33 protein-coding genes are annotated in these 26066 nt (G+C 68.1%); 7 read left to right on the top strand and 26 right to left on the bottom strand.

From position 1 onward, the window contains the following. Positions 1–173 precede the first annotated feature (173 nt). From C5O79_RS14240 to C5O79_RS14230, 3 genes are all read right to left on the bottom strand, one after another. Positions 174–776 (bottom strand): TetR/AcrR family transcriptional regulator, encoded by a 603-nt coding sequence (locus C5O79_RS14240; RefSeq protein WP_046546469.1) that lies wholly within the window; start codon positions 774–776, stop codon positions 174–176. A gap of 221 nt (positions 777–997) precedes the next feature. Next, complete coding sequence (locus C5O79_RS14235; RefSeq protein WP_236862400.1) at positions 998–1945, bottom strand: hypothetical protein; 948 nt, start codon at positions 1943–1945, stop codon at positions 998–1000. Continuing rightward, complete coding sequence (locus C5O79_RS14230) at positions 1945–2316, bottom strand: hypothetical protein (protein WP_131931416.1); 372 nt, start codon at positions 2314–2316, stop codon at positions 1945–1947. The genes C5O79_RS14235 and C5O79_RS14230 overlap by 1 nt, the downstream gene beginning before the upstream one ends. Before the next feature lie 577 nt (positions 2317–2893). On the opposite strand from C5O79_RS14230, the gene C5O79_RS14225 reads away from it, so the two are divergent. Next, a complete protein-coding gene (locus C5O79_RS14225) occupies positions 2894–3661 on the top strand; it encodes a hypothetical protein (protein WP_131931414.1) in 768 nt (255 codons plus the stop codon). A gap of 278 nt (positions 3662–3939) precedes the next feature. Here C5O79_RS14225 and C5O79_RS14220 read toward each other — a convergent pair whose 3' ends face one another. Then, on the bottom strand, positions 3940–4515 hold the full coding sequence (locus tag C5O79_RS14220; RefSeq protein WP_122478566.1) for a YbhB/YbcL family Raf kinase inhibitor-like protein: 576 nt from the start codon (positions 4513–4515) through the stop codon (positions 3940–3942). Between the two features lie 375 nt (positions 4516–4890). Here C5O79_RS14220 and C5O79_RS14215 point away from each other — a divergent pair, with 375 nt between their 5' ends. Continuing rightward, positions 4891–6141 carry a phosphatidylserine decarboxylase family protein gene (locus C5O79_RS14215; protein WP_122478564.1) on the top strand — a complete coding sequence of 417 codons (1251 nt, stop codon included), beginning with the start codon at positions 4891–4893 and terminating at the stop codon, positions 6139–6141. A gap of 135 nt (positions 6142–6276) precedes the next feature. Here the strand turns inward: C5O79_RS14215 and C5O79_RS14210 are convergent, their stop codons facing one another. The 15 genes from C5O79_RS14210 to C5O79_RS14140 all read right to left on the bottom strand — a co-directional run bounded on the left by C5O79_RS14210 (position 6277) and on the right by C5O79_RS14140 (position 17456). Further along, positions 6277–6825 (bottom strand): type 1 glutamine amidotransferase domain-containing protein, encoded by a 549-nt coding sequence (locus C5O79_RS14210; RefSeq protein ID WP_122479077.1) that lies wholly within the window; start codon positions 6823–6825, stop codon positions 6277–6279. Between the two features lie 201 nt (positions 6826–7026). Continuing rightward, positions 7027–7401: a DUF3022 domain-containing protein gene (locus tag C5O79_RS14205; protein ID WP_122479075.1), complete on the bottom strand. Its 375-nt coding sequence runs from the start codon at positions 7399–7401 to the stop codon at positions 7027–7029. A gap of 70 nt (positions 7402–7471) precedes the next feature. Then, the gene (locus tag C5O79_RS14200; protein ID WP_122479072.1) at positions 7472–7888 is read right to left on the bottom strand and encodes a hypothetical protein; all 417 of its coding nucleotides are present in this window, start codon (positions 7886–7888) and stop codon (positions 7472–7474) included. 163 nt (positions 7889–8051) lie between these two features. Beyond that, positions 8052–10799, bottom strand: coding sequence for a DNA ligase D (gene ligD / locus C5O79_RS14195; protein ID WP_122478562.1), 2748 nt, complete (start codon positions 10797–10799; stop codon positions 8052–8054). 24 nt (positions 10800–10823) lie between these two features. Continuing rightward, entirely contained in the window at positions 10824–11828 is a 1005-nt protein-coding gene (locus C5O79_RS14190; RefSeq protein ID WP_122478560.1) for a Ku protein, read from the bottom strand. A 39-nt stretch (positions 11829–11867) separates the two neighbouring features. Continuing rightward, positions 11868–12371 (bottom strand): YetF domain-containing protein, encoded by a 504-nt coding sequence (locus C5O79_RS14185; RefSeq protein ID WP_046546463.1) that lies wholly within the window; start codon positions 12369–12371, stop codon positions 11868–11870. A 12-nt stretch (positions 12372–12383) separates the two neighbouring features. Then, positions 12384–14489 (bottom strand): catalase HPII, encoded by a 2106-nt coding sequence (gene katE / locus C5O79_RS14180; protein WP_131931412.1) that lies wholly within the window; start codon positions 14487–14489, stop codon positions 12384–12386. Positions 14490–14619: 130 nt separating this feature from the next. Then, positions 14620–15006: a DUF3022 domain-containing protein gene (locus C5O79_RS14175; protein WP_122478556.1), complete on the bottom strand. Its 387-nt coding sequence runs from the start codon at positions 15004–15006 to the stop codon at positions 14620–14622. Then, entirely contained in the window at positions 15003–15164 is a 162-nt protein-coding gene (locus tag C5O79_RS14170) for a DUF1328 family protein (protein ID WP_006767422.1), read from the bottom strand. The genes C5O79_RS14175 and C5O79_RS14170 overlap by 4 nt, the downstream gene beginning before the upstream one ends. A 46-nt stretch (positions 15165–15210) precedes the next feature. Then, positions 15211–15399, bottom strand: coding sequence for a DUF3008 family protein (locus C5O79_RS14165; RefSeq protein ID WP_039371381.1), 189 nt, complete (start codon positions 15397–15399; stop codon positions 15211–15213). 397 nt (positions 15400–15796) lie between these two features. Next, a complete protein-coding gene (locus tag C5O79_RS14160; RefSeq protein ID WP_276321117.1) occupies positions 15797–15967 on the bottom strand; it encodes a DUF892 family protein in 171 nt (56 codons plus the stop codon). A gap of 132 nt (positions 15968–16099) precedes the next feature. Next, positions 16100–16405, bottom strand: coding sequence for a hypothetical protein (locus C5O79_RS14155; RefSeq protein ID WP_122478554.1), 306 nt, complete (start codon positions 16403–16405; stop codon positions 16100–16102). 25 nt (positions 16406–16430) lie between these two features. Next, complete coding sequence (locus tag C5O79_RS14150) at positions 16431–16742, bottom strand: hypothetical protein (RefSeq protein ID WP_039371305.1); 312 nt, start codon at positions 16740–16742, stop codon at positions 16431–16433. After that, entirely contained in the window at positions 16739–16966 is a 228-nt protein-coding gene (locus C5O79_RS14145) for a hypothetical protein (protein ID WP_122478552.1), read from the bottom strand. Before C5O79_RS14145 ends, C5O79_RS14150 begins: the two co-directional genes overlap by 4 nt. A 184-nt stretch (positions 16967–17150) precedes the next feature. Next, the gene (locus C5O79_RS14140) at positions 17151–17456 is read right to left on the bottom strand and encodes a hypothetical protein (RefSeq protein ID WP_122478550.1); all 306 of its coding nucleotides are present in this window, start codon (positions 17454–17456) and stop codon (positions 17151–17153) included. 168 nt (positions 17457–17624) lie between these two features. Here C5O79_RS14140 and C5O79_RS14135 point away from each other — a divergent pair, with 168 nt between their 5' ends. From C5O79_RS14135 to C5O79_RS14125, 3 genes are all read left to right on the top strand, one after another. Beyond that, on the top strand, positions 17625–17879 hold the full coding sequence (locus C5O79_RS14135; protein WP_039371313.1) for a hypothetical protein: 255 nt from the start codon (positions 17625–17627) through the stop codon (positions 17877–17879). Between the two features lie 79 nt (positions 17880–17958). Continuing rightward, positions 17959–18390 carry a CBS domain-containing protein gene (locus C5O79_RS14130; protein WP_039371315.1) on the top strand — a complete coding sequence of 144 codons (432 nt, stop codon included), beginning with the start codon at positions 17959–17961 and terminating at the stop codon, positions 18388–18390. Positions 18391–18481: 91 nt separating this feature from the next. Continuing rightward, the gene (locus C5O79_RS14125) at positions 18482–18964 is read left to right on the top strand and encodes a PRC-barrel domain-containing protein (RefSeq protein ID WP_046546459.1); all 483 of its coding nucleotides are present in this window, start codon (positions 18482–18484) and stop codon (positions 18962–18964) included. A 142-nt stretch (positions 18965–19106) separates the two neighbouring features. Here C5O79_RS14125 and C5O79_RS14120 read toward each other — a convergent pair whose 3' ends face one another. Next, positions 19107–19583, bottom strand: coding sequence for a response regulator (locus C5O79_RS14120; RefSeq protein ID WP_122478548.1), 477 nt, complete (start codon positions 19581–19583; stop codon positions 19107–19109). A 194-nt stretch (positions 19584–19777) separates the two neighbouring features. Here C5O79_RS14120 and C5O79_RS14115 point away from each other — a divergent pair, with 194 nt between their 5' ends. Beyond that, the gene (locus C5O79_RS14115; RefSeq protein ID WP_122478546.1) at positions 19778–20431 is read left to right on the top strand and encodes a UdgX family uracil-DNA binding protein; all 654 of its coding nucleotides are present in this window, start codon (positions 19778–19780) and stop codon (positions 20429–20431) included. Beyond that, positions 20428–21708: a divalent metal cation transporter gene (locus tag C5O79_RS14110; RefSeq protein WP_122478544.1), complete on the top strand. Its 1281-nt coding sequence runs from the start codon at positions 20428–20430 to the stop codon at positions 21706–21708. The genes C5O79_RS14115 and C5O79_RS14110 overlap by 4 nt, the downstream gene beginning before the upstream one ends. A gap of 71 nt (positions 21709–21779) precedes the next feature. Here C5O79_RS14110 and C5O79_RS14105 read toward each other — a convergent pair whose 3' ends face one another. From C5O79_RS14105 to C5O79_RS14080, 6 genes are all read right to left on the bottom strand, one after another. Next, positions 21780–22388, bottom strand: a complete 609-nt coding sequence (locus C5O79_RS14105) for a DUF892 family protein (RefSeq protein ID WP_046546455.1) — start codon at positions 22386–22388, stop codon at positions 21780–21782. A gap of 57 nt (positions 22389–22445) precedes the next feature. Continuing rightward, entirely contained in the window at positions 22446–23051 is a 606-nt protein-coding gene (locus tag C5O79_RS14100) for a DUF4142 domain-containing protein (protein ID WP_046546454.1), read from the bottom strand. A gap of 34 nt (positions 23052–23085) precedes the next feature. Then, the gene (locus C5O79_RS14095; RefSeq protein WP_046546453.1) at positions 23086–23943 is read right to left on the bottom strand and encodes an SDR family oxidoreductase; all 858 of its coding nucleotides are present in this window, start codon (positions 23941–23943) and stop codon (positions 23086–23088) included. Positions 23944–24048: 105 nt separating this feature from the next. Next, positions 24049–24618 (bottom strand): hypothetical protein, encoded by a 570-nt coding sequence (locus tag C5O79_RS14090; RefSeq protein ID WP_122478542.1) that lies wholly within the window; start codon positions 24616–24618, stop codon positions 24049–24051. Between the two features lie 64 nt (positions 24619–24682). After that, on the bottom strand, positions 24683–24982 hold the full coding sequence (locus tag C5O79_RS14085) for a DUF2795 domain-containing protein (protein WP_046546451.1): 300 nt from the start codon (positions 24980–24982) through the stop codon (positions 24683–24685). Positions 24983–25008: 26 nt separating this feature from the next. Beyond that, positions 25009–26037: an SDR family oxidoreductase gene (locus tag C5O79_RS14080; protein ID WP_046546450.1), complete on the bottom strand. Its 1029-nt coding sequence runs from the start codon at positions 26035–26037 to the stop codon at positions 25009–25011. Positions 26038–26066 lie beyond the last annotated feature (29 nt).

Raw genomic sequence — 26066 nt, 5'->3', positions numbered from 1 at the left:
ATTGCCTTCGTCAAAACGAACGGCAAAAATCGCGGTGCGTTCTCGTGGCACCCATCGGCATGGATGCCGGGATCACCTTGCAGCGCGTTCGTCGAATGCCTGACAGCGTTGCCCCGCGTTCGTCCTCGCTACGGCCGGCGTTGCGCCAAGGCTAAACGGAGGCCCACAACGGATCAGGCACGACGGCTACGGGCTTTGCGCATGCTTTCCGCTGCGACCTTGGACTCGTTCAGCAGCATCTCCGCCGCCTGCCACGCCCTTGCGGCAGCGCGCGGATCCCCGATCGCGCGTGCATCCGCGGTCGCCCCGCTCAGCAACATCACGTACACGCCTGCCAGCTGACTCGCCCGGCGACGCGGAACGATCTCGGCGAGCAACTGCTCCATGAGGGCCAGCAAGTCATCCCGATAGCGCACCGCCACGTCGGTCACCTTGGGGCAGGTCGCGCCGAACTCGGCCAGCGCACGCTCGAACAGGCAGCCCGCGAACTCCGGGCTGCTGAACCAGGTGCCATACCAGTCGAAAATTCCCTTCAGGCGCGCAGCGGCGTGAGGCATGGGGCCGAGCTTCGCGGCGATGCTCTCCATGATGAAGGTGTAGCGCTGTTCCAGCACGGCCTTGATCAGGTCGTCCTTGCTCGCGAAGTGATGGTAGAGCGTCATGCGGGCAACGTCCGCTTCGGCGATGATCCGGTCGATGCCGACCGGATGAAAACCATGGAGGGAAAACAACTCACCTGCCTTGTCGACCACCTGCTGGCGTTTGCTCGCGCGCATTCATGCATCTCCTGACTACAGGGCGGCATCTTAGCACCGCCGCCAGCACCGCTCCTTTCAGCCTGTCGGGCACGTTTGCCCCCTGCCGGATACCGGTTGACCAGGATGCGCAACCGATCGCCGTCGGCGAACAGCGTCACGCGGGCAGGCGAGTACGGGTTTTGAAGCAGATGGCCCCACGTGGGGAACGGATGCCGCAATGACCGCCGCGCGAAGCGGTTTCAGCAAGGCACCCGGCCGCCGCCCATCATGCACCATCGCTGCGTCTCCTGTGGCGGGGGCGCATACGGCAGCCCGGTCCGCGGATCGATGTGGTCATACTGCCCCGACGGGTGTCGAGCCCTCCACGCGGCCTGCTCGGCATACTGTTGCTCGATCGCGGCGTGCTCTCGTGCCAGATCCGCCTTCTGCGCATCGTCCACTTTCTTCGTCATGGTCACGAGCCGGGCGAACTTGGGATCGCGAACGTCCTGCAGCGGCGGAAGCGGCGGCAAAGGCGGCATGACGAGCACCGGGCCGGTGTATTTCGGTATCGGCAATTTCGACGGCCGGCCAAAGTTCGCCGCCATATCCATCTCCCACAACGCAGCGCTCATTCCGAGCACGTGTTCGTAGTCGCGATTGACGACCGCCACCGTGACCGGCCCCGACGGCGCCGGCAATGGCTGCAGCGAAGGCGGAAGCGCCTGTCGAGCCTCGGGATAGATGATGCGGGCATACACGATGGCAGCGACGGAGTACTGCTGGAGGACCGCCTCGTATGCGTCCAGTATCTGCGCTCGACCATAGCCGCCAGGATTCTCGAACATCGGCTTGTATGCCAATACCTTCCGGCTATACAACGCATTCGCATTCCGCTGCTCTACGACAGCCTGTTGTTGAGGATCGGCCGGCGCGGACGCCGATAGCGGCGCACACCCCGAAAACACGCTGGCGACGAGCAATAACCCGACTGTCGCGCAAACAGCCGCCGGGCGTTGACGTGACCTGCCGGCAGTCGCCCGGTTGACCCAGGCGAACAAATCAGTGGCTTTCTTGATGGCTTTTGTCTGCATGGCAGGGCGTCCGGAAGGCGTGGTCATCTTGAGCTGGGTGCTGATCGCGACTGCGAATGCGATGCTTCGCAGTCGAAAGGAAAGCGGCACAAAGCCGCTATTGGGGCTGAACATCAACCGGGCACACATCGCACGAGGATGCCCCGATCGACGAACGACGTCAGCAACCCCGTGTACGTAGGGCATGCGCCGGTCGCATTGCGTGCAAGCACATCGTCGATTTCGGCCCCGTCGTTGCGCACGCACTCGTACTGCCGCGCAGTGGATGGATGCATCGAAGCAAACGCGCCGCACAAATGCACGAACGCAATGACTTCCTCGAACATTCTCGTATTGATCTCGAGGGCGACCATCATTTCGGCGCTATATCCGCATTCCGAATCCACCTTGGTTGCATGGGCCCGCATGTCGTAGGCGGGCAACCAGGGCGGAATCAAACCGTCCAGGCTACGGGCGATCTCGTCGATACCGGCTGTCGGCGTCATGGTGAAATTCCTGCCCAAACCCTGCTCGGCGCCCTGCACCGCTCGGCATCCGGTCCACACCTTGAAGACGCCAGAACAACGATATGATGAATGTATACTAGTCGATCTACTTTGACTAGAATCGCGATCAGCAAGACCGATGCAATCGGCGCACGCACGACGGCCGCCGTGTTTCTACTTCTCGATATATTTTCCGATCCTGATATTTGGGAAATGAACACGTTTCACAAAAGTGCTGCTCGGCGGTCGATGCGCGCCCGCAATGCCGGCGACAGGCAGATACATGTGCGCAGTACCTTGAAGCCCGCTTCCACCGATCTCTCCGGATCTCCTGCCATGCCGCGTGCCGCCTTTCTGCCGCTTCTCGCCGCATCGTTCGCGTCGAAGGGCCTGTATGGCGCCGGCCTGGTGTCTGGCCTTGCACTCATCATGCCGGCCGCCGCACAAACGCATGCATCCGCGCCACGCGTGGCGTCCGAGTCGAAGGAGATCCCGTCACGGATGACGACGCCAAGCGCCGCTGATCGCCCGTCGTCGGCTGCCTCACCCAGGCCGCCGCGCCAACCAGGAGCACCTCATGCAACGCCTGCCCATGCGCCCCCCGCCCGCCGTCTGGTGTGCGCTATCCGCCGGCGTCCTGCTGATCGGCCTAGGCGCGTGCAAGCGCGCCATGCCGCCCGCCAGCCCGATGGCGGACCCCGCATCCGCGGTGTCGTTGCCGGCTGCCCATGTGCCGGAAACGGCCCCTGCATCGCCGCTGCAAACGCTGCTGGGCGTATTCGGCGGCACGAAGCCGGCAACCTGGCCGGCGTTCGACAACCTGCCCGGCATGCAATGGAGCGACGCAAAGCCGCTCCGCAATCCGGACAGCCATTCCCCCGAGGCCACGCATACCCGTAGCGGCAGCACGCTGCTCGCAGGCTTCGGCGACGTGGATGTGCCGGACGGCAAGGTCGGCGAGGACGCCGGCGTCAAGACGGACAACGAAGGCCACGTCGGCGTCGTGCTCAACGGCAATGCGACCGCCGTCCTGTCGATCGCACTGCGGAAGTTCTACCCGAGCGACGACACGCAGGATATTCTGCTGCGCCAGCTCGGCAGCCGCTCCACGGTCAGGCGCATCGCCGGCCGATGCGCGCTCGACTACGGCACCACCGCGCCGAACACGCAAAACAACGTGTTCTTCCAGGTCGCCATCGCCAATGCCGCCGTGCCGGTGTTTGCGGAAACCTACGTCGATGAAGAGGGCGGCAATCAGGGCCCGGGCACGACGAACTTCGTGTTCTACCGCACCCGGCCGGACCAACGTATCGCGAGCATGAAGTGCAAGGGCGCCGCCGCTTGAGCAGGAGCACGCGGGCGTCAGGGCATTCGCACGAGCCGTGCATGCCGGTCGGGACTATTCGCCCGGCATGCGTTGCGCATGCCCCGATCATCGCCATGACCGCCAAGACTGGAAGCGCGCCTCACCCAGGCCACGAACAACCGAACCGGTACGGAAACGAGCACGAGACCCACGCTCCAGCATGTCGCCAGTGTGGCCCTGCTCTTCACCGCAGCTTCCGCACATGCAATCGACTGCAAGAAGGTTTAGCAATCATCACCCGCCACCGGCGCACACAGTCAATTCGACGATCGGTGGTAGGTCGCGACATATCGTGCCTGCTCAAGGATGTTTCCATGCATCTGATAGGCGACGACCGCCGGACTCGACGTTGATTTCAAGTCGACACGCGCAATGGACAATGCGGATACCGTCACGACATATCGATGAGACTCCCCTTGCGGCGGGCATGGCCCACCGTACCTGGACTCGCCAAAATCGGTCAGCGTCTCGAGCGCGCCCACCGGCATGCGTCGCGCATCTCCCGATGCACCTTTCCGGATCGACGTTTCCGAAGGCGGGATATTGACGACTTCCCAATGCGTCCAGCCGAGCCCCCCGGTCGGGGCATCAGGATCGTACATGGTGACGACGATGCTTCTGGTTCCAGGCGGAACATGTGCCCACGAGACGCGAGGCGAGACGTTGTCGCCGCGGCATCCAAATCCGTTGTACACCTGAGCATTCGAAAACTGACCATCATGGTCGAGATCGTCGACCGTTACCGTAAGCGGATCAGCAAAAGCAACTGCGGGCACGATTGCGAAAAGTACCGTGGCGCAGATACCCGATCGCAGAAAAGTATCAAATCTCATGGCGCGATCCCAAGCCAGGTTCGGAGTGATGTTTCGTACGACCAGATTGACACTCGAGATGCAGTGCATGCAACGATCGTCGACGCGGATTCCAGGTTTGCGCTTCAAACATGAGTCGCACCAATGATGTGCCCACCCTCATGCCTGTGCGACAGCCTGTGCGACACATCCTAGGGTCATCGTGAATTCGGCAGTAGGTCGGCAGACAACATAAGCATGTTGCGTGAAACAGAACAATCCGCGAACGGTTGCCGGTTCGGCTCGTCACGCTTGCGGCACGCCATGGGCCCGCACTCGATACGCAAGATCGATGCCCCCACCGGGCAGGCGGATTGCTCCTTGCATCGATTCACGACAATCGCCCCGGAGACAACGATGCCGAACGACCTCAACCCGCCGCCGCCCCAGCGCCATCGGCTCGGCGAATGGATGGCCCGCGAAGAAGCGCACATGGCCGCGTTCCGCGAAAAAGTCGCGGCGGAGGCCCGCGCACAGGCCGGCGACCGGCTGCGTACGCCGGCCGTGCAGGAACTCGCGCGGCTGTTCGACGACCATGCGGTGCTGCGCATGAGCCTGGTCCGCGCGATCGACGAAGCGGTCGAATCGGGCCGCCGGCTCGGCTATGCGTCGATCGGCGAGCTGATGACCGTCCTGGATCACCTGATGACCTACACGCCGCCATTCAGCGACGCGAGCCTGATCGTGTGCCCGATCAATGCGTTTCTCGACTGGCCGATGTGCATGCCGTCGGGCCATGCGCTGTTTCGCGACGCCACCGTCAACGCGCATCTGCAGAACGTGCTGAACGTGTGGTGCGGCTTCCTTGGCGGCCCGCATTCGCGCACGCATCTCGACACGTCGGCGCCCGACGGCTGGTTCTGCGACGCGGCGCGCAAGCGCATCGGGCTGTCGCAGTTCCAGTATCGCGACGACCAGCCGCACGGCGGCTTCACTTCGTGGAACGACTTCTTCACGCGACGCTTTCTCGACGGCGAGCGCCCCGTCGCGGCGCCCGACGATCCGCACGTGATCGTCAGCGCGTGCGAGGCCGCGCCGTACCACGTCGAATCGAACGTGAAGCTGCGCGACCGGTTCTGGATCAAGGCGCAACCGTATTCGCTGCGCGACATCTTCACGCCGGCCCGGCTGTCGCTCGCCGAGCGCTTCGTCGGCGGCGACCTGTACCAGGCGTATCTGAGCGCATACAACTATCATCGCTGGCACGCACCGGTGCGCGGCGTCGTCACGCATGCGTACCGCGTGCACGGCACCTACTACTCCGTCGTCGAGGCGGAAGGCCCCGACCCGGCCGGACTGAACGACTCCCAGGGGTACATGACGGCGGTCGCCACGCGCGCCGTGGTCGCGATTGCCTGCGACGATCCCGGCATCGGCACCGTTGCCGCCGTGTTCGTCGGCATGGGCGACGTATCGTCCTGCGTGATCGACGTCGTGCCGGGCCAGCGCGTCGACAAGGGCGACGAGATCGGTTACTTCCAGTTCGGCGGCTCGACCTGCTGCCTGCTGTTCGAAGCCGGCGTGATCGACCGGTTCGTGCCTGCGCCGCCGTTCGACCACGACACCGCCGTCGTGAACGTCAATTCACCGGTCGCGATCGCGCGGTGAGTCGCACGTGCGTCGGGCTCGCATGCTCGACGCACGCCGGCTGTCGGTGCAATGTTTTCAACGATTTGTAATGCCGCAGAACGTCGGTGGAATACCGGTCGGGGCGACACGACGGATGGCGTCGCCCGGCGTGGCTCACGCCCGCTGTGGCGCCAGCGAATCGATCAGCGCGCCGTTGAAGGCGGGCAGGTCCTCCGGCTTGCGGCTGGTGATGAACGGGCCGTCGCGTACGACCTCCTGATCGACCCACTTGCCGCCCGCATGACGGATGTCGTCCTGAAGGCTCGGCCAGCTCGTCATCGTGCGGCCTTCCACGAGGCCGGAGGACACGAGCAGCCAGCCACCATGGCAAATCGCCGCGATCGGCTTGCCGGCGCCGACGGCCGCGGTCACGAACTCGCGCGCGGCCGGCACCATCCGGATCGCATCGCCGTTCACGACGCCGCCTGGCAGCACGACCGCGTCGTAATCGCCTTCGCGCGCATCGTCGAACGTGCGGTCGACCTTCACGCGCTTGCCCTTGTCGACGTGTCTGAAGCCCTGGATTTCGCCGGGCTTCTGCGAAATCACGTCGACCTGTGCGCCTTCGGCCGCAAGCGCACGCTGCGGTTCGACGAGTTCGGCTTCCTCGAAGCCGTCGACCGCGAGAATCGCCACCTTGCAATGAACCAGCCTTCCGCTCATGAAGCCCTCCGTCAGTGATGCGGCACACGTCGTGCCGCGCCGGTCTTGCAGCAAGCGGCGTGCCGTTTCCGCCCACGCGGCGCACCCGCCGTCCGGCAACGGCTTCGCGCGCCGGGCACGCGGATTTCCTGCATGCAAGGCCCGATGCCGTCCGGGCGGCGAGCGCCGCAGGCGAGCCGTCAGGCGGCCCTGCCGACACGGCTACTGCAGGTGGCTCGCCGCATCCAGCATCGCGTCGGTCACTTCGATCGTGAGCGTGAGGCGCTCATCCGTGTCGGGCAGACGGTCGAGCATCGCCTGCACCGTGTCGTGCAAGATCGCATGCACGCGCATCCGCGTGCCGTCGTCGAGCGCCGCATAGCGCTCCATCGTGTCGCTGTCGAGCGCAAGTTCGACCGCATGCCCCGCGTATGCGGGCGGCGCATCGGGTGCCAGCGCCCAGGTCGAATGGAACTTGATCCTGCCCGTCGCGACGTCGACATGGACCGTCGTATCGAGATCGTCCACCTCGATCGCGTCGCCGTCGATCTCGTCGATCTCGTCGTTCTCCAGCCTGTTCCGGGAATTGGATTGCATGACGTCCTCCTGTGTCGTGGCGGCGTGCCCGTCCCGGGGAAACCTCGCCGCCCTCGTCGGCATCGCGCCGTCAATAACCGCTGGAACCCGCGCTGCCCGCCCCGCCGGCGCCGCCGCCACCCGTGCCCGTCGACCCGGGCGAGCTGCCGTTGCCGGCGCCGGTGCCATTGCCGTTGCCGGCGCCGCTGCCGCCAGCGCCCGCGCCGTTGGGGCCGCCGCCCGGCTTCACATGGCCGGCCGATCCGCTGTGCGAACGCGTGCCTCGTGTCGCACCGTGCTGCTGCATGCGCGCGGGCGGCGGCGGCGCGGCCGTGTTGCCGTTGGTGCCCGGCGTGGACATGTCCATCGACGGATTCGGCGCGCCGGTGCCCTCGTCCGGGCGCTGCGAGTTCTGCGCCCAGGCGGCAGGCGCGGCCGCGATGATCGCGACAGTCGCGCACGCCAGCACGCGCGGCGCGACACACTTCGATTCGGATGCGGATTTCATGAAGTTTTCTCCCTGATAGAGACCACGTGACGGAAATTCCTGCCCCTTCCTTTCAGCAAGGGCCATGCCGCCACCGGCATGCGTGCCGGCTATCGTGTCGGCATCCGTGATCGCACGCGGGATTTCCGCGGCGCCGCCGTCTGCAGCTTCCGCGCTGACGCATTCACGTTTCAGCACCCAGCCGGGCGCGCATCGACGCGGTGATGCGCTGCCGCGCGTGCGCATAGCCTTCCCACGGATCACGTTTCAACGCATCGAGGCGTTCGTGCAGCGTGTCGATCGTCCATTGCGCACCGCTCGTCGTGTCGGGCACCTCGTCCCAGTCGAGCGGCACCGATACGCCCATGCCGGGCCGCGCGCGCACCGAATACGCGGCGATCGTGCTCGCGCCGCGGCCGTTGCGCAGGTAGTCGACGAAGATCTTGCCGCGCCGATGGCGCGGCCCCATCGTCGCCGTGAAACGGTCGGGCAGCGCGCCCGCGACGTGCTGCGCCACCGCACGCGAGAAATTCTTCACGTCGTCCCAGCCCGCATGCCGCGTGAGCGGCACGACGACGTGCAGCCCCTTGCCGCCGCTCGTCTTGCAGAACGAGACGAGCCCCAGCTCGTCGAGCAGCCCGCGCACGAGCTGCGCGGCGTCGATCATCGCGCGCCACGGCAGCGCCGGATCGGGATCGAGGTCGAACACGATGCGGTCCGGCCGCTCGATGTTCGACGCGTGCGCGTTCCACGTGTGCAGCTCGATCGTGCCCATCTGCGCGGCGCCGAGCAGCGCATCGACGCTGTCGATCGACAGCAGCGGCCCGTGGCCGGGATCGAGCCCTTCGTGCTGCGTGACGAACGGGATCTCGCGGCGCTCGGCATGCTTCTGGAAGAACAGTTCGCCGGCGATGTCGCCCGGTGCGCGCACGAGCGACACGGGCCGGCCCTTCAGGTCCGGCAGCAGCCACGGCGCGACCCATTGCCAGTAGTGCGCGAGGTCGATCTTGCGCGTGCCGCTTTGCGGATCGAGCACCCGATCGGGATGCGTGATGCGCACGCGGCCGACACGATCGGCGGCGGCCGCACCCGGAGTGTCGCCGGAAGACGCGGACGATCGCGCGCCGCGCGTGCGACCGTGCGCCGTATCGGTATGCGGGGCAGGCGGGGATGCGTCGTGCGCCGCGCGGGATTCGTTCATCGTCACCTCCGTTTCGGTTGGCCGTGGCACTTCGCGGACGATCTGCCGCGCCGGCTTGTCTTCGCGCAGCGCGATGAACGCCGCCTGCCGCACGATGCCGTCGCTCGTCCATTCCGCGAATTCGCATTCGGCGACGAGCGTCGGCTCGACCCAGTGGACGCGCGTGCGGGACCGTTCGTGCGGCGGCGGATCGAACGGCGCCGTGCCGCGTTCGTGCTGGCGCAGCGTCGCCGCGAGCCGGTCGAGCAAACGCGTATCGAACCCGGTGCCAACGCGGCCGACATAGCGCAACGGCGCGGCGACATGAGACCGCCTGGGCCGCTTGCCGTCCGCGGCCGGTTCGTACACGCCGAGCAGCAGCGCGCCGAAGCCGTGCCGGCTGCCCGACGGCTCGGTATAGCCGCCGATCACGAACTCCTGGCGCCGCCGGCATTTCAGCTTGATCCACGCGGACGAGCGGCCGCCGCGGTAGCGTGAATCCGCGCGCTTGCCGATCAACCCTTCGAGCCCGGTGTCGCACGCGCTCGCGATCAGCGACGCGACGTCGTCGCCGAGATCGGGCGAGTAGCGCAGCCGCGCGGGATCGCTGCCGGCAAGCAACGGTTCGAGCAGCGCGCGCCGCGCGGCGAGCGACGCATCGCGCAGGTCGTATCCGTCGAGAAACGGCAGGTCGAACACGAACAGCGTCACCGCGTCCGAACGGCCCGCGCCGAGCGCGTTCTGCAGCGCCTGGAAATCGGGCAGCCCATGCTCGCCCAGGACGACGGCCTCGCCGTCGAGCCACGCGTTGTCGACGTCGAGCGCCGCGAGCGCGTCGCGCTGCACACGCAGTTTCGGCGTCCAGTCGCGACCTTCGCGCGTCATCAGCGTGACATGCCGCCGCGCACCGCGACCTGCAATCCGCGCAAGGATTCGGTAACCATCGAATTTCACTTCGTAGCGCCAATCGTCGTGAGCGGGCGGTGCATCGACGAGCGTTGCGAGTTGCGGCGTCACGCGATCGGGAAATGCAGCGCGTACCGCGCCTTCCACCTGCGACGGATCGGTCGCCGTCGTGCGCGCCCCGCCGTCATGCGGCGGGTGGGCAGGCGCCGAGCGCGACGCGTGTGTCCGGCCGTCATGCACGCTACCCGGCTGCTGTGCGACGACATCGAAGCTGGCCGCATCGCGCGCGTCGTCGTCGCGTTCCTTGATCAGCAGCCATTGCTCCTGGCGCCCCTGCTGCCGCCCGCTGCGCACCAGCGCCCAGCCGCCGTGCAGCTTCGTGCCGTCGAGCCGGAACGTCAGCTTGCCCGCGCGGTAGCCGTCGCGCGCCCGGCCAATGCCGCCGTCGGGCGTCCACGTGCCCTCGTCCCACACGGTGACGGAGCCCGCGCCGTAATGGCCGGCCGGGATCTCGCCTTCGAACGACGCATATTCGATCGGATGATCCTCGACGTGCACGGCCAGCCGTTTCACCGACGGATCGACGCTCGGCCCTTTCGGCACCGCCCATGACTTCAGCGTGCCGTCGAGTTCAAGACGGAAGTCGTAGTGCAGCCGCCGCGCGTGATGCTCCTGGATCACGAAGCGCAGCGGCCGGGCCGTGCGCGTGGAGGGTCGGGCCTTGTGCACGTCGTGCTCGCTCGCATCGGCATCCGCATGCGCGCGCCGCCGCCCGGGCGCCCCCGCGGGTTCCGGCGTCGCATCGAAGCGGCGCTTGCGGCGATAGGGTTCGAGCTTGCCGGCCATCGCGTCACCCTCCTTGCCGCGCCGTCACGCGGCGTGCTTGCGGCGCACGGCGGCCTTCTTCGCCGCGTGCGTGCCGGTCGCGCCGTGCTTCGCGGCCGCGCGCTTCGCCGATACATTCGCCGGCGTCTTCGCCGTGCGTTTCGCGGATGGCTTCGCCGCCGGCTTGCGCCGCGCGCCCGTCGCATGCGAAGGCGCGCGGGCCTCCTCGTCGTCGTCCGTGCGTGCCGCACGCGCACCGCCGCCCTTCAGGCTGCGCTTGAGCAGCTCGGTGAGATCGACCACGTTGGTCGCCGTGCGCGCCGTCTGCGCGGGCCGGTCCTCGATTTCCTCGACGCGGCCCGCGCGCACCTTGCGCTCGACCAGCTCGAGGATGTCGTCGCGAAACGTGTCGTGATACTCGTCGGGTGTCCAGGAACCCGACATGTCGTCGATCAGCTTCTTCGCCATCGCGAGTTCGCGCGCACTGACGCCCGCGCGCTTCGCGTCGACGGCCGGCACCGACAGTTCGTCGAGCGGCCGCAGTTCCTCCTGCCAGCGCAGCGTATCGAGCGCGAGCAGCGGCCCGACCGGAATCAGCGCGCCGAGATGCTGGCGGTCGCGCATCACGACGTGCGCGATGCCGATCTTGCCGCTGTCTTTCAGCGCGTCGCGCAGCAGCGCATAGACCTTCTCGCCCTTGCGGTCCGGCACGAGGTAGTACGGCGTGTCGAGGTACAGGAACGACACGGCGTCCTCGTCGACGAACGTGACGATGTCGACGGTCTGCGTCGACTCGGGGTTCGCCGCGCGGATCTCGTCGTCGGTCAGCACGACATAGCGCTCCTTCTCGTACTCGTAGCCGCGCACGATGTCCTCGCGCGTGACTTCCTTGCCGGTGCGCTTGTTGATCTGCCGATAGCCGACCGGGTCCATCGAGCGCTTGTCGAGCAGCCGGAACGACGGCTTCACGGTGCGCGTGGCCGGGAACAGCTGCACGGGCACGTGAACGAGCCCGAAGCTGATCGCGCCTTTCCAGATCATGCGTGTCATCGATGTCCTCCTTGCGGCATTCGTCGCCGCCCGCAGCCGTCACGGCTTTCGGCAACGGCTGCGCCGCACGATGCTGACGTGGCCGTTGCGCTCCAGGATCGCCGCGTCGACGTCCGACAGGTCGTCCGCGCCGAGCGCCTGACGCACGCTTTCGCGTATGTCCGTCGGCGTGATCAGCGCCGCGCGCATCTGCGCGTCGTCGAAGCGGCCGTTGCGATACACCTCGCGCTCCGCGCCGACCAGCAGCCGCTCGAGGCGGCGCGAACGCACGCAGGCCCAGCCGATCACGCGATGCAGCAGCGCGATGGCGAGCGACGCGGCCACCGTCGCGACGAACGGCGACGCACCGACCACCGCGCGGCTCAGGATCGCGCCGAGCAGGATGCCGACCACGTAGTCGAACGGCGAACGCTGGCCGAACGCGCGCCGCCCGGCGATGCGGATCAGCACCAGCGCGACCACGAACACGACGATCGCTCGCAGCACCATCTGCCCGGGGCCGAGCATCCGGCCCTGTCCGAACAGCGCGACGACGACGTCCATGGTCGCGCGGTGCTAGGCCGGCAACTCGGCGGCCTGCTGCTCGCGCGCCCAGACGCGATGCCGGCCGAGGTGGTCGGACAAGTCGTTCAGGACTGCGTCGAGATCGACCGCCTCCCCGACGCACACGCCTTCGGCCGGATCCGGCAGGTGCGCGGCGCTCAGCAATTGCCGCCCCGATCCGACGGCCGCGATCGGCTTCAGGTGCTTGAACGCTTCGCGCACGAAATGCCGCGCGTCGGCGCTGTGCGCGAGATCGCGGCCGTCGCCGTCGCCGCCGCACACGAACACCGCGTCGAACATCACCGACGGCATGCCAGCCAGCGTCGCCTGCGGCACGATGCTGCCGATCGGCGCCAGCGTCGGCGCGACGATCGTCGGCACCGCGTGCGCGGCCTGCAGCGCATCGCGCACCTGCTGGACGAGCGCCTCGCTCGTCCCGGCGGTCGCGATCAGCGCGATCTTGCGCGACCGGATGCCCGGCTTCGAGCGGCCGATCAGGCTCAGCGCGGGCGAACGTTGCGCGACCGCCGGCGTCGCGCCTCCGTGCGGCGCGGGCAGCCCGAGCCGTTCGGCCACCTGCGCGGCCAGCCCCGCGTCGAAGCGGGCGATCGTGTCGTTGACCACCCGCTCGCGAATGTGCGGCTGCGTCACCTTGCCGAGCTCGAAGCAGTATGCGTCGCGGATATGCCGCTGCTCGATCTCCGTCATGCTCTGGTAGAACAGCGCGGGCTGCGAGAAATGATCGGCGAACGATTCGCTGCGCACGCGCACCTTGTCGCCTTCGAGCGGCTCGTGCACGGTCTCGAAGCCGCCGCCGGCCGGCGCGGGCGGCGTCTCGCGCGGCCAGCCGCCGCTCGTCGAATTCGGTTCGTACGACGCCTGCCCGACATTGATCGTCTGCCGGTGCATCGCATCTCGCTGGTTGTTCGCGAACGGGCACACCGGCCGGTTGATCGGGATCTCATGGAAGTTCGGGCCGCCGAGCCGGCTCAATTGCGTGTCGGTGTACGAGAACAGGCGCCCCTGCAGCAGCGGATCGTTCGTGAAGTCGATGCCGGGCACCACGTGCCCCGGATGAAACGCGACCTGCTCGGTTTCCGCGAAGAAGTTGTCGGGATTGCGGTTCAACGTCATCCGGCCGATGGGCCGCACCGGCACGAGTTCTTCCGGCACCAGCTTGGTTGCGTCGAGCAGGTCGAAGTCGAACTTGCCGGCATCGGCCGGATCGATCATCTGCACGCCGAGTTCGAACTCCGGATAGTCGCCGCGCTCGATCGCCATCCACAGGTCGCGCCGGTTGAAGTCCGGGTCATGGCCGGCAATCCGCTGCGCCTCGTCCCACAGCAGCGAATACGCGCCGCTCACGGGCCGCCAGTGGAACTTCACGAAGCGCACGGCGCCGGCGGCGTTCACGAAGCGGAACGTGTGCACGCCGAAGCCGTCCATCGCACGGAAGCTCGCGGGCAGCGCGCGGTCGGACATCAGCCACAGCACCGTGTGGGTGGTTTCCGGCACCAGCGACACGAAATCCCAGAACGTGTCGTGCGCGGACGCGCCGGTCGGCATCTCGTTCGGCGCCTCGGGCTTCACCGCGTGCACGAAATCGGGAAACTTGATCGCATCCTGGATGAAGAACACCGGCATGTTGTTGCCGACGAGGTCGTAGTTGCCCTCTTCGGTATAGAACTTCACCGCGAAGCCCCGCACGTCGCGCACGGTGTCGGACGAGCCGCGCGGACCCTGAACCGTCGAGAAGCGCACGTACACCGGCGTTTCGGCGGCCGGATCCTGCAGGAACGCGGCCTTCGTGTAGTCGGCCATCGGCTCGTACACGCGGAACACGCCGTGCGCGGCCGAGCCGCGCGCGTGCACCACGCGCTCCGGAATGCGCTCGTGATCGAAATGCGTGATCTTCTCGCGCATGATGAAGTCTTCGAGCAGCGACGGGCCGCGCGTGCCGCCACGCAACGTGTTCTGGTTGTCGGCGATCCGCACGCCCTGGTTGGTGCGCAGTGCCTCGTGGTCGGGCCGCGAACGGTGCTCGTCGAGCTGGCGCGATTTCGCGCTGTCCTGCGGCTGGGCGGGCGGCGTCTTGCCGGATGAGGGGGAATGGGTCATCGATCAGGTCCTGGTGGCATTCGAAGGGGTATCCGCCACGCACGCGCCGCATTGCCGCGGCGCGCACGGGCTGGACAGCAGGAAAACCAGCGCGGCCGGGCGCGACCGCACCCGCCGGCCGGCGGTGGCGTCAGGGCCCGCGCAACGCTGCGTCGAGTTCGGCGCACGTCACGTCGAGCGCCACGTTGCACTCGATCGCCGCATCCTCGACGCGCGGCTTGCGCGCGTCCACCGCGCGCCGCGCGCTGTCGCACAGACGGGTGCGCACGCGCAGCCGGTCGGCCGCGTCGAGCGATGCATAGCGCGTGACGACGTCCGGCTCGAACCGCAGGTCGACCGCGCAACGCCAGTCGCGCGCGCTTGCGTCGGCCGGCACACGCACCCAGGACACCTGGATCGTCAGCCGCCCGGACGCGTCGTCCGCATGCACGACGACGGTCGATTCCGACGGGAAACCGTTCGCGAGCGCGTGCTCGAATTCCGCGATGCGCTGCGACCGGTCGGGCGTGACGCTCATCGTCGGACGACGCCCAGCAGCAGCGTGACCAGGAAGATCACCACGAAGATGTAGAACAGGATCTTCGCGATCTCCGCCGCGCCGGCTGCGATGCCGCCGAACCCGAACACGGCCGCGATGATCGCGATGATGAAGAAGATGATGGCGTATCGAAGCATGGAACCCTCCTGGATGACAGCGGTCGCCGACGCGCGTCGGCGTCGATCAGGCGTCGTGCTTGTGTTTCGGTTTGCCGTGGGCCGGCGTGGAGGCCATTTTCTCGAGCTCCTTCTCGCTCATCGATTTGGCCATCGACTTCGAAGGCGGTTTGAGGTCCTTCATTTTCGTCTCGCCGCGCTTGGCCGACAGGGCGGCCCCGGCGGCGCGTTGCTGGGCCTGCGATTTTGCTGGCATGGTCGTGCTCCTCTCGTGGGTGCGCGCATCGCGGCAAGCGGTGGCGCGCACGCGGTTGAACGCGGTTGAATCGCCCGGCCCCCGGCCACGTCGCGGCACCGCAGGTGCCGGCCGGCGGCATCGTCATCGCCCGGCGATCCTTCGTCACGGTGCAACGCGCAAGAACGATGCCGCGGCTGCGAGGCGCCCGGCGAACCCGGCCTCGAAAGCCGTCAGGCGGTTCGATTCACGGTTGACCGCCTGCATCCGTCATGCATCGAGCGTGCCAGCTCGTCGAAGCGCGTCGGCTGGGGGTGCCCCGCGTGTCGCCGCAGGCGGGAGCCGCTTATTTACAAGGCGGCGGAAAGTTTTGGACACGCATTTCCGTAAGCCTGGGAGCATGTCGGATCGTGACCGGTCATCGCTTCGCATCGATGCGATCGACGGCCGAACGATCGAGGAAGGCGGTCTTCAGTGCGGGCAGATGGTGCCGCAGCCGGTCCTGCAACTGCGGATGTTGATCGAGCCGCTTCAGTTGCGCGGCGAGCAACGTCTGCGCCTGCCGCTCCATCGCATATGCATTGCGCAGTCAGTCCTCCAGGTGTTCGAGTGGATTCGCCATCGCTTTCCTCGGGCCGCATCGCGGGCGGCATGCCGTACGCCGCAACGCACGGCGCACGCGATCCCGCGCGCACGCCGTGGGTGACGTCCCGGCGCCGGGTCAGTACTGCATCAGCGGCGGCGTGCCCGGCAGCGGCCGGTCGCCCTGCGCACCGTTCGAGCCGGTCGACGGCCCGTCGGCCGCTTCGCCGCCGGCCGCGCCCTGCGGCATCATGGCGCCCGGCGACGGCCGCGTGGCGTCACGCGCATGCGCGTCGGGCATCGTCGTGGTCGACTGTGCGCCACGGCTGTCGGATGGCGGCTCGTGGGCGCCGTAGGGGCCGTTAGCCGGTTGCGTGCATGCGCCCAGCGCGCACGCGGCGGCGCACGCAACGATGCCCATGCGTATCGTCTGGATCGGGTTCATCGAAATCCTCCCTGTGACCGGCGTCTCATAGCCGGTTGAAATGGAAATCGCCCGCGTAGGCGGTCGGGGTGCGACGCGCCATCATTGCGTCGAATTCCACCGCCACGCGCGTGAGCGCGCGGCGCTGCGATTCGATGCCGGCCTGCTCGAGCGCGGCGAACGCGTCGGCGTCGAACGCCACGGTCAGCGACGCCGGATGGCCGTCGACGCGAAAGCCGATATGCAACGCGCCGACCGGCGCTTCCTCGATATGGAACGGCATCGCGCGCGCCTCGAAATGGCGGCCGAGCGTTTCGGCGATGTCGCGCAACACGCCGGGTTTCACGCGGATGCTCATGGCAGTGCCTCGTTGCGCGTTCGCGATACCGCGCCTATCGGCGGCGTATGCACGGGCGGCTCGCGCTCCGGCGGGGCATGCCCCGGTGGGTCGCCCTCGGGTTGCCGGTACGGCTCGGGCAGGTCGGGGGGCACGTCGTCGGGATCGGGCGGTTCCGGATCCGCCCCGATGTCGGGTAGCGGCGGTTCGGGCCGCTGCAACCACTGCGCTGGGTCAGGTGTCATCGGCGCTCCTTCATGGCGGGGTCCGCGGGTCGGTGGCGGGCGCGACCTTCGCCTGCGCAGGGCGCGCAAGCGGCATGCCGTCCTTCACGTCGTCCGAGGGTCCACCGCGACGCGCACACGGGCGGCGCGAACGGCCAGCCGTGCCTTCGCTACACCGTTCGCTGCAAAACTTGCAACGGCGCGGCTACGCGTCGTAAGCGGCCATCACGAGCCATAGCTCGCGGCCGTCATCGCGCACCTGCGCGGCGAGCGCATACGGGTCGGACGGCTCGCACGCAAGCTGCAGCGCGAACCGCGCCGGCTCGGTCGATCCGAACGTCTCGACGCCGAGCGGCCGCACGTCGGCCTTGCCTTCGAACATCCGGCGCTCGGGCCGGTAGATCAGCGGTTCATGCTTCCATTCGTTGAAATGGTGCTTCAGCGAATCGAATCCGCCGCCGCATACATTGACCTCGTAGCGCACGCCAGGTCGTCGTTTCGGAATCGTCATCGTGCCTCCCGCTCGAAGTGTGCGGGGCTGGCACCTTCCGTACCACGCGCCGCGGTCATCGTCCTCGTGGCAAGTCGCGTGCCGGCGAAGTCCGGCGCGAACCCGGCGCGTACCGGGCACGGCCGTTGCGGCAGGGACACGCCATCGGCATCGACACGGAGGCTCGCGATGAAGGATTCGACCCGGACCGGCCACGACGCGCCGGCACACGAACGGCAACCCGATCCGTCGCCGCCGCTCAAGCACCGCGACCGCGCGCGTACGCATCATTCGGAACGCCATATCGACAAGCAGCTCGAGGACACGTTTCCCGCGAGCGACCCGCCCGCGACCGGCGGCGTCACGCGCATCGAGCCGGACACGCCGCCCGGCACGCACGACGACGGGCCGTGGCAGGACAAGCGCGAACGCGGCGACGCATGAGCGGCTGCGGCATGCGGCTTGCTGGTTCCGTCCCGCCCGTTTCGATCCATTGCACTACCGAACTCGAGAGGAGAAATTCATGCATCGCGTCAACGAAATCATGTCGCAGGACGTCGTGCACATCGCACCGACCGACTCGATCCGTCATGCCGCGCAACTGATGGAGCGCTACGACGTCGGCGCCCTGCCCGTGTGCGACAACAACCGCCTGATCGGGATGGTGACGGACCGCGACCTCGCGGTGCGCGCGATTTCAGCCGGCAAGCCGCCGGAGACGCGCATCCACGAAGTCGCGTCGGGCCCGATCGAATGGTGTTTCGACGACGATTCGCTGGACGAGATCCAGCACTACATGGCGGACGCGCAACTGCGCCGCCTGCCGGTCGTCGATCACGACAAGCGGCTGGTGGGCATGCTGTCGCTCGCGGACATCGCGACACGCATGGCCGGCCCCGAGCGGGACGATCTCGCGAACACGCTCGAAGGCGTGTCGCAACCCAAGCAGACGTGACGGAGCGCTCGCCGCCCCGTCCCGACCACCCCGCGCGACCCGCAGGGCCCGCCCCGGGCACCGTCGCGCCTCATGCAGCCTGGAGGAAACCATGCAGACTTCCGATCAAGGTCAGACCCGCATCATCGGCAAGGGCGCCGCAACGGCGGCCGGCCCTGGCCCCGACGTGATGGCGGCCGATACGCTCGAAGGCGACAAGGTCTATACGACCGACGGCGACGACGTCGGCAAGATCAAGGACATCATGCTCGACGTGCGCTCCGGCCGCGTCGCCTACGCGGTACTGTCGAGCGGCGGCATCCTCGGCATCGGCGACAAGCTGCACGCGATCCCGTGGAGCGCGCTCACGCTCGACACCGAGCGCAAATGCTTCCTGCTGTCGGTGTCGTCCGAGCGGATCCGCAACGCACCGGGGTTCGACAAGGACCACTGGCCGGCGATGGCCGATCCGCAATGGGCCGCGCCGCTGCACGAGTTCTACGGCAGCACGCCGTACTGGAGCGCCGGCGACGAACTCGGGCTGACCGACCCGACCGAGGACCTCAACGACCCGCGCGCACGCGACCGTCACTGATCGCGCCGCCACGCGGCGCCGGTTCGCCGGCGCAGCCGCGTCGAACGCCCCGCCCGCGCGGGGCGTTTTTCTTGCCGGGCGTCGCGACGGCGCCACGCGCCCCTGTGGTTGATGTGTACGCCCCCGCGCCCCGCCGGCTTTTTTACAAGCGCCGTGTAACCCCCCCGTCCGGGTGCGCGCGGCCGCTCGCCGCATCCAGATAGCCGAGCAGCCGGTGCGGCGTCAGCGGCTTCGCGCAGTGCGCGTCGAACCCGGCTTGCTTCGCCGCCTCGCAATCGCGTCGCGACGCGAACCCGCTGCACGCGACCAGCAGCATGTCGCCGGTGTGCGGATCACCGCGCAGCCGCGACGCAAGCTGCAACCCGTCGAGGCCCGGCATCGCGATATCGAGCACGACCGCGAACGGCTGCCAGTCGCGCGCGATCGCGCAGACGGCGAACGGATCGACGGCAATGCGGCATTCGAAGCCGCGCGCCTCGAGCAGCAGCCGCAGCGCATCGGCCGCGTCGCGATAGTCGTCGACGATCAGCACGCGATGCGAGCGCACCGGCACGCTGTCGGGTGCGCGCCATAGCAGCACGTCGTCCGCGGCCGGATCGTCGCCGTGATCGTGAAGCATCGCGTTTCTCCTGTCGTTGGCCCCGCCTCCACGCAAACCACGCGCCCGTCTCGGCCGATGCGGAACGGCGGTTGCTGCACAGGTCGAATCGTCGTACCGGAGTCATTCATGTGCGTGACGCTGCGCTTTCGTTTCCGTTCCGCCCCGCTTGCGTGGGCGACACGCGGCTCCCCGGGCCGCACGGGCGTCGTCACATGACGCGCCGGACGCCGCCCGCTGCAGACGACGCACCGGCAACACTCGACGCGTGCCGCCGCTGTGCGTTGTGGGAGCATGCGACCCAGCCGGTGCCCGGCGCCGGCTCCGTCGATGCAACGATCATGCTGGTCGGCGAGCAGCCGGGCGACCAGGAGGACCGCAAGGGATTGCCGTTCGTCGGCGCGGCCGGACGCATGCTGGACCGCGCGCTCGATGAAGCCGGGATCGAGCGCGCGCAGTGCTACCTGACGAACGCGGTCAAGCATTTCAAATGGGAGCCGCGCGGCAAGCGGCGGCTGCACAAGACGCCCGCGCAACGCGAGGTGGCCGCGTGCCGCTACTGGCTCGAGCGCGAGCTCGACGCGGTACGGCCGCGCGTCGTCGTCGCGCTCGGCGGCACCGCGTTGCGTGCGCTGCTGCAAGACAACGATGCGACGCTGGAGGCCGCGCGCGCCCCGATTCGCACGGCGGAAGGCCGGCTCGTCGTCGCCACCTATCACCCGTCGTACGTGCTGCGCACGCGCGGCGCCGATTCGCGCGAGCACGCGTACCGGACACTCGTCGACGCGTTGCGCACCGCGGCGCGCCTGGCCGGCGAACCCGACCGCGATCGCGACAGCCGGCACGGCGCACGGGAAGACAACCGATGAGCGTACCGGGCGACGACCCGCAGCCGGCCGCGGGCGGCGCGCCGCGCACCGCGACACCGTGGTACCGGCGGCTCGGCCCCGGCCTGCTCGCGGGGGCGTCCGATGCCGATCCGAGCAACATCGCGGTCTACGCGCAGGCCGGCAGCCAGTTCGGCTTCAACATGCTGTGGATGATCGTCGTCACGCTGCCGATGATGGTCGCCGTGCAGCTCGCGTCGGCGTTCATCGGGCGCCGCAACCGAGCGGGCCTCGTCGCCGCCATTCGCGAGCACTTCTCCGACCGGCTCGCCAAGACGCTGATCGTGATGGTCGCGATCGTCAACGTCGTCAACGTCGGCGCCGATCTCGCGGCGATGGGCGACGCGACCGCGCTCGTCGCCGGCGGGCGCAGTTACTGGTATGCCCCGTTCTACGGGCTCGCGTCGCTCGCGCTGCAGATGACGCTGTCGTACGAGCGCTATGCGCGCTGGCTCAAATGGATGACGCTCGGCCTGATCGCCTATGTGCTCGAACTCGGCTTCGTGCAGATCGACTGGCGGGGCGTGATGCATGCGATCGTGCTGCCGCAGATCGAATTCACGCATGCGTATGCGACGACCACGGTGGCCGTGCTCGGCACGACGCTGAGCCCGTACCTGTTCGTGTGGCAGGCCGCGCTCGAAGTGGAGGAAACGGCATCCACGCAACACGACACGCGCCGCGAGACCGAGCGGCGCATCACGTTCGACACGTGGGTCGGCATGCTCGTCACGAACGCGGTGTCGTTCTGCATCATGGTGATTGGCGCCGCCGTGTTCTTTTCGCACGGCCGGCACGACATCGGCACCACCGCGCAAGCTGCGGAAGCGCTGCGGCCGATTGCCGGCGAAGCGGCGTTTCTCGTGTTCGCGTTCGGCATCGTCGGCTGCGGGCTGCTTGCGATTCCCGCGTTCGCGGGCAGCGCCGCATACGGCTGCGCGGAAGCGTGGCGGTTCCGCGAAGGGCTGAACGAGCCGGTGCGGCGTGCGCCCGCGTTCTATGCGGTGCTGGCGCTGTGCGTGATCGTCGGCATCGCGATCTGCGTGAGCCCCATCGATCCGATCAAGGCGCTGTACTGGAGCGCGGTGCTCAACGGTATCGCGGCGGTACCGATGCTCGTACTCGTGATGCTGCTGTCGCACCGGCGCGAGGCGGCCGGACAACCCGGCAGCGGCATCGTGTCGAAAGCGTTCGGGTGGCTGGCGGTCGCGCTGATGGCGGCGTCGGTCGTGACGATGGTCGTCGACCTGCTGACCTGAACCGCTGATCGCGCGTGCGACTTTCGCGGAGCCGGGCCGACCGAGTCGCGGCCATGCCCGGCCCGCCGCGATCACATCATCTTGCCGCGCGAACGTTCGGCGCGCGCCGCGTCGGCCGCCGATTCGACCTTCTTCACTTCTTCCGGCGGCGGCAGCACGGCCTTGAAGCCCATCGACGCGATCCACATCTCGCGCGCCCAGCCGCGGGTGTGATACAGGTGATGATCCTCGTCGGCCTCGACCTCGTCGTGCGCGTCCTTCAGCGTCTTCGCGGCGTCGCCCGACAACTGGTCTGCCGCATAGCCGATCAGCTCCCAGTTCAGGTGATCCTTGGTCTCGGCGAGCACCACGCATTCGGCCGCGACGACCTGCGCGGCAGCCGGCTCGGCCTGCTTCTGAGCTTGCTCGATCGTATGCACGAGCGCCTTCCCGATGGCCGCCACCGCGCTGCGGCCGGGTGTCTGCGTGTCGGGGTCCATGCCGAACGTCTCGAACACCTTGCGCAGCACCTCCTGGTGATGCAGCGTCTCGCGATGGTACTTCTCCCATTCCTTGTGCAGATCCTCGTCGGTCGCGCATTGCAGCGCGGCTTCGTAGATCTTCGCGCCGCCAAGCTCGGTTTCGTATGCCTGGCAGAGCAATTCGCGGATGCCTTCATGCTTCGGTTGCCGATGGGCCATGACTGACTCTCCAAAAAGACGGGCCGCACGCGCGGCCCGGGGTTGAACGGGCACGCGTCAGTGCGTGCCCACCTTGCGTTCGAGCGCCTGCGCCATGCTCAGGTGATGCCGCAGCGTCGGCAGCGTGGTGCTCGCGAACTCACGCAATTGCGGGTCCCGCCCGTTGCGCGCCTCGCCTTCGAACAGCGCGACGGCCTTGCGGTGCGCCTCCGGGCCGACCGCCGCGACGTACGCGACGTCGAAATCACGGCCGTGCTTGCCGCGCAGCGCGTCGACGTCGGGATCCTGGATCTGTTCGACCTGCGGCTTCATGCCCTGGCGCGCGGCGATCTCGTTCAAGCGCGCGTTCGCCTTGCCGTGATCGGCCACCATGCGCTGCGCGAATGCGCGCACATCCGGCGACTGCGCCTGCCTCAGCGCGAGCTGGCTCGCCTGCACTTCGGCCTTGCCGGCGATGGCGGCCTTGTCGACGAATTCCGCGTCGCCGCCTTGCGGCGCTTTCGCGATCATCGCGTCGCCCGCGCCCGACGACGGGTTGATCACGCCGCCCGGCACATGCGAATTCGATGCGGGCGGCTCGCTCGGCATCTGCGCGCGGGCGAACCCGCCGGCGGCGAGCACGGCCGCGGCGAACACCGCGATCGTCCAGTTGGGTCGTTTCATGGGCTTCCTCCTTGCATTTGGCGAGAGACGGCCGTCAGCCGCCGACGATCGAGCCACCGTTCGGGTGCAGCGTCTGCCCGGTCATGTAGCTCGCGCCTTCCGACGCGAGCAGCACGTAGCAGCCGATCAGTTCGTCCGGCTGCCCCGGCCGCTTGAGCGGCACGTTCGCGCCGAACTTCGCGACCTGCTCGGCGGTGAACGTCGACGGAATCAGCGGCGTCCAGATCGGTCCGGGCGCGACCGCGTTGACGCGGATGTCGCGTTCGGCCAGCTCCGCCGACAGCGACCGCGTGAATGCGACGATCGCGCCCTTGGTCGCCGAGTAGTCGGGCAGTTTCGGATTGCCGTGATACGCGGTCACCGACGCGGTGTTGACGATGCGTCCGCCGTGCTTCATGTGCGGCAGCGCGGCCTGCGTGCAGAAGAACATCCCGTACACGTTCGTGCGGAACGTGCGTTCGAGCTGTTCCTCGGTCACGTCCTCGATGCCCGGGCGCGGATGCTGTTCGCCCGCGTTGTTCACGAGCACGTCGAGCCGCCCGAGCCGCTCGACCGTGCGCGCCACCGCGTCGTGCGCCTGCCGGCGATCGCCGACGTCGCACCTGATCGCCTCGCAACGCCGGCCGGCCTGCTCGATCAACTGCTTCGTATGCGCGGCGTCGTCCGACTCGTTCAGGTAGACGATCGCGACGTCCGCCCCTTCCTTCGCGAAGCCGATTGCGACCGCGCGGCCGATCCCGCTGTCGCCGCCCGTCACGAGCGCGACCTTGCCGGCGAGCTTGCCGCTGCCGACGTAGTCGGCCGCCTCGTCGCGCGGCTGCGGATGCATGTCGCGCTCGGTGCCCGGCTGGTGGTCCTGCTTCTGAGGCGGCGGTGTCTGTGCAGTAGTCATGGGTTCGTTCCTCCCTGAACGGTGTCATCGATCGCTCGCAAGCGGCGTGCCGCGCACGGCGGCGCCGTCATCGCGCGTGCAACGCTGCGACCGGGCGTAAAAAATTCAGTGTTGACTGGTGCCCGATGCGGGCTCGCCGGGCCGGCGTACCGGATCGAAGTCACGCCACTCGCCGTCCTGCCAGTCGCCCTCGACCCGCTCGATCGACGACGCCCCGGTCGCGCGCAGCACGTCTTCCGCGGTAGTCGCGGTGTCGGGCGCCACGCGCACCGCGAGGATCACGCCGGTTTCGCTCCGCGCGAGCGTGCCCTTGCCCTCGGCCGGCTCGCCGCGCATGCGGCCCAGCGCGCCGCCGAATGCGCCGAGATACGCGCCGGCCAGCGCGGCGGCGGCCGGAACGAACCAGTAGCGCACGCCGATCGCATAGACGAGCAGCCCCACGACGATGCCGATCACCACCCCGCGGATCGCGCCGATCATCGCGCCGCGCCCGCCCGGCTTCGCCGCCGTATCGGCATAGACGTCGCCGCCGATCGGAAAGCGCGCATGCTGTCCGCCCGGATTCAGGAAGAAGATCGATACGTCGTCCGAACCGAACGCGCGCTCGTACAGGTGACGCGCCCCACCTTCCGCTTCGTCGAACGTCGTGAAGCGGCCTGCGACGATCATCGCCATGGTCGTGCTCCTCGTGACGGTGGTGGCGCCGCGTGCAACCGCACGCGGCGCGACGGGGCGGCGCTCACATCAGCCGTCCGAGTTCCTTCGACACCGAGGCCGGCGTGCCGTATTCGCGATCGGGAATGCGGCGAAGCATGTCGATCACGCCGGGGTCCGCATGCGAGCGTTCCGCGCACTCGATGACCGCCGACTTGCTGGCCGGATAGTCCATGCCCTTCAGGGCCTTCTGCACGTCGATCGGGCTCGGCGCCTTGCCGTGGCCGCCCTGGTGGCCACCCTTGTCATGGTCCTGCTGCACGCGCTCGCCTTCGTGCGCGCGAGAGTGGCTGTACTCGTGGCCCGTATGTTGTCGGGATGTCATGAAAGTCTCCTTGGAGATGAACGAAATCACGTCGACGCGCGGCGCGCACGCGCCAGCGCGGCGACTACCAGCGCCGCCGCGCCGAGGGCGACCGCCCCCGCCACCTTCGGCCGCTGAACCACCGTGTTGTAGGCGCAACCGCGCAGCACGGGCCCGTCCATGCCTTCGCGCTCGTGCAGTGCATGGCGCGGCTCGTACAGCGCGTTGTCGTCGCGCGGGCGGGCGGGACGATCCGTGCGCTGGCTGCGCCAGAACAGCCGCGACGCGATGCGATCGAACAGGCGCGGCGCGTGATACGCGCTCGCCGACGTGAACTTCGCCGCGCCGCCCACGAACAGCGTGCGGCGCGGATGCGCGGCCGCGAACAGGATCGCGTCGGCCACCAGTTCCGGGTCGTAGATCGGCGGCGGCAGCTTCGCCTCGACGTTCATGTAGTTTTTCGCGTGCATCACGAACATCGTGTCGATCGCGGCCGGCTTGATCAACGTCACGGACACCGGCAGATGGTCACCCTCCATCTCGAGCCGCAGCGAATCCGTAAAGCCCTTCACCGCATGTTTCGACGCCGCATACGCGCTCTGCAACGGCACCGGCGCGTCGGACGCCTCGCTGCCCATGTTGATGATCGCGCCGCCGTGAAAGTCGTTCTTGCGCCGGAAGTGGTCAGCCGCCACGAGCGAGCCGTGCACGACGCCCCAGTAGTTGGTGTCGAACAGCTTGCGCTGGTCGTCGAGCGGCACCGCGGAAGCGGGGCCGAAGATCGATACACCCGCATTGTTGATCCACGTGTCGAAACCGCCGTAGGTCTCGACCGCCTTCGCGGCCGCGCGCTGCAGATCCTCGAGATTGCCGACGTCGCCCGCGACCGCCACCGCGAGATCGCCATGCTGGCGAAGCTCCTCGCACAACGTATTGAGCGCGGCTTCATTCCGCGCGAACAGCACCAGCTTCGCGCCGCGGCGCGCGGCCTTGCGCGCGGTGACGAGACCGATTCCGCTCGTCGCGCCGGTGATCACGATCGTCTGCTCGCCGACCGGTTTGAGCATGCAGTTCATGGCTGGACTCCTTGTGCGGCGCGGCCGCG

This window comes from Burkholderia sp. SRS-25, assembly GCF_004343765.1.
Lineage (GTDB): Bacteria > Pseudomonadota > Gammaproteobacteria > Burkholderiales > Burkholderiaceae > Burkholderia > Burkholderia contaminans.
This window is presented reverse-complemented; position numbering and strand designations above follow the sequence as displayed.

Bases quoted from the DNA above. Each gene is read 5' to 3' on its own strand.
- C5O79_RS14130 (WP_039371315.1), top strand. From the start codon at position 17,959: ATGCATCGCGTCAACGAAATCATGTCGCAGGACGTCGTGCACATCGCA.
- C5O79_RS14210 (WP_122479077.1), bottom strand. From the start codon at position 6,825: ATGAGCGGAAGGCTGGTTCATTGCAAGGTGGCGATTCTCGCGGTCGAC.
- C5O79_RS14090 (WP_122478542.1), bottom strand. From the start codon at position 24,618: ATGGCGATGATCGTCGCAGGCCGCTTCACGACGTTCGACGAAGCGGAA.
- C5O79_RS14150 (WP_039371305.1), bottom strand. From the start codon at position 16,742: ATGAGCATCCGCGTGAAACCCGGCGTGTTGCGCGACATCGCCGAAACG.
- C5O79_RS14190 (WP_122478560.1), bottom strand. From the start codon at position 11,828: ATGACACGCATGATCTGGAAAGGCGCGATCAGCTTCGGGCTCGTTCAC.
- C5O79_RS14080 (WP_046546450.1), bottom strand. From the start codon at position 26,037: ATGAACTGCATGCTCAAACCGGTCGGCGAGCAGACGATCGTGATCACC.
- C5O79_RS14240 (WP_046546469.1), bottom strand. From the start codon at position 776: ATGCGCGCGAGCAAACGCCAGCAGGTGGTCGACAAGGCAGGTGAGTTG.
- C5O79_RS14155 (WP_122478554.1), bottom strand. From the start codon at position 16,405: ATGAACCCGATCCAGACGATACGCATGGGCATCGTTGCGTGCGCCGCC.
- C5O79_RS14085 (WP_046546451.1), bottom strand. From the start codon at position 24,982: ATGACATCCCGACAACATACGGGCCACGAGTACAGCCACTCTCGCGCG.
- C5O79_RS14165 (WP_039371381.1), bottom strand. From the start codon at position 15,399: ATGCCAGCAAAATCGCAGGCCCAGCAACGCGCCGCCGGGGCCGCCCTG.
- C5O79_RS14135 (WP_039371313.1), top strand. From the start codon at position 17,625: ATGAAGGATTCGACCCGGACCGGCCACGACGCGCCGGCACACGAACGG.
- C5O79_RS14095 (WP_046546453.1), bottom strand. From the start codon at position 23,943: ATGACTACTGCACAGACACCGCCGCCTCAGAAGCAGGACCACCAGCCG.
- C5O79_RS14235 (WP_236862400.1), bottom strand. From the start codon at position 1,945: ATGTTCAGCCCCAATAGCGGCTTTGTGCCGCTTTCCTTTCGACTGCGA.
- C5O79_RS14225 (WP_131931414.1), top strand. From the start codon at position 2,894: ATGCAACGCCTGCCCATGCGCCCCCCGCCCGCCGTCTGGTGTGCGCTA.
- C5O79_RS14125 (WP_046546459.1), top strand. From the start codon at position 18,482: ATGCAGACTTCCGATCAAGGTCAGACCCGCATCATCGGCAAGGGCGCC.
- C5O79_RS14145 (WP_122478552.1), bottom strand. From the start codon at position 16,966: ATGACACCTGACCCAGCGCAGTGGTTGCAGCGGCCCGAACCGCCGCTA.
- C5O79_RS14230 (WP_131931416.1), bottom strand. From the start codon at position 2,316: ATGACGCCGACAGCCGGTATCGACGAGATCGCCCGTAGCCTGGACGGT.
- ligD (WP_122478562.1), bottom strand. From the start codon at position 10,799: ATGGCCGGCAAGCTCGAACCCTATCGCCGCAAGCGCCGCTTCGATGCG.
- C5O79_RS14200 (WP_122479072.1), bottom strand. From the start codon at position 7,888: ATGAAATCCGCATCCGAATCGAAGTGTGTCGCGCCGCGCGTGCTGGCG.
- C5O79_RS14105 (WP_046546455.1), bottom strand. From the start codon at position 22,388: ATGGCCCATCGGCAACCGAAGCATGAAGGCATCCGCGAATTGCTCTGC.
- C5O79_RS14170 (WP_006767422.1), bottom strand. From the start codon at position 15,164: ATGCTTCGATACGCCATCATCTTCTTCATCATCGCGATCATCGCGGCC.
- C5O79_RS14120 (WP_122478548.1), bottom strand. From the start codon at position 19,583: ATGCTTCACGATCACGGCGACGATCCGGCCGCGGACGACGTGCTGCTA.
- C5O79_RS14220 (WP_122478566.1), bottom strand. From the start codon at position 4,515: ATGAGATTTGATACTTTTCTGCGATCGGGTATCTGCGCCACGGTACTT.
- C5O79_RS14215 (WP_122478564.1), top strand. From the start codon at position 4,891: ATGCCGAACGACCTCAACCCGCCGCCGCCCCAGCGCCATCGGCTCGGC.
- katE (WP_131931412.1), bottom strand. From the start codon at position 14,489: ATGACCCATTCCCCCTCATCCGGCAAGACGCCGCCCGCCCAGCCGCAG.
- C5O79_RS14175 (WP_122478556.1), bottom strand. From the start codon at position 15,006: ATGAGCGTCACGCCCGACCGGTCGCAGCGCATCGCGGAATTCGAGCAC.
- C5O79_RS14140 (WP_122478550.1), bottom strand. From the start codon at position 17,456: ATGACGATTCCGAAACGACGACCTGGCGTGCGCTACGAGGTCAATGTA.
- C5O79_RS14205 (WP_122479075.1), bottom strand. From the start codon at position 7,401: ATGCAATCCAATTCCCGGAACAGGCTGGAGAACGACGAGATCGACGAG.
- C5O79_RS14100 (WP_046546454.1), bottom strand. From the start codon at position 23,051: ATGAAACGACCCAACTGGACGATCGCGGTGTTCGCCGCGGCCGTGCTC.
- C5O79_RS14115 (WP_122478546.1), top strand. From the start codon at position 19,778: ATGACGCGCCGGACGCCGCCCGCTGCAGACGACGCACCGGCAACACTC.
- C5O79_RS14110 (WP_122478544.1), top strand. From the start codon at position 20,428: ATGAGCGTACCGGGCGACGACCCGCAGCCGGCCGCGGGCGGCGCGCCG.
- C5O79_RS14185 (WP_046546463.1), bottom strand. From the start codon at position 12,371: ATGGACGTCGTCGTCGCGCTGTTCGGACAGGGCCGGATGCTCGGCCCC.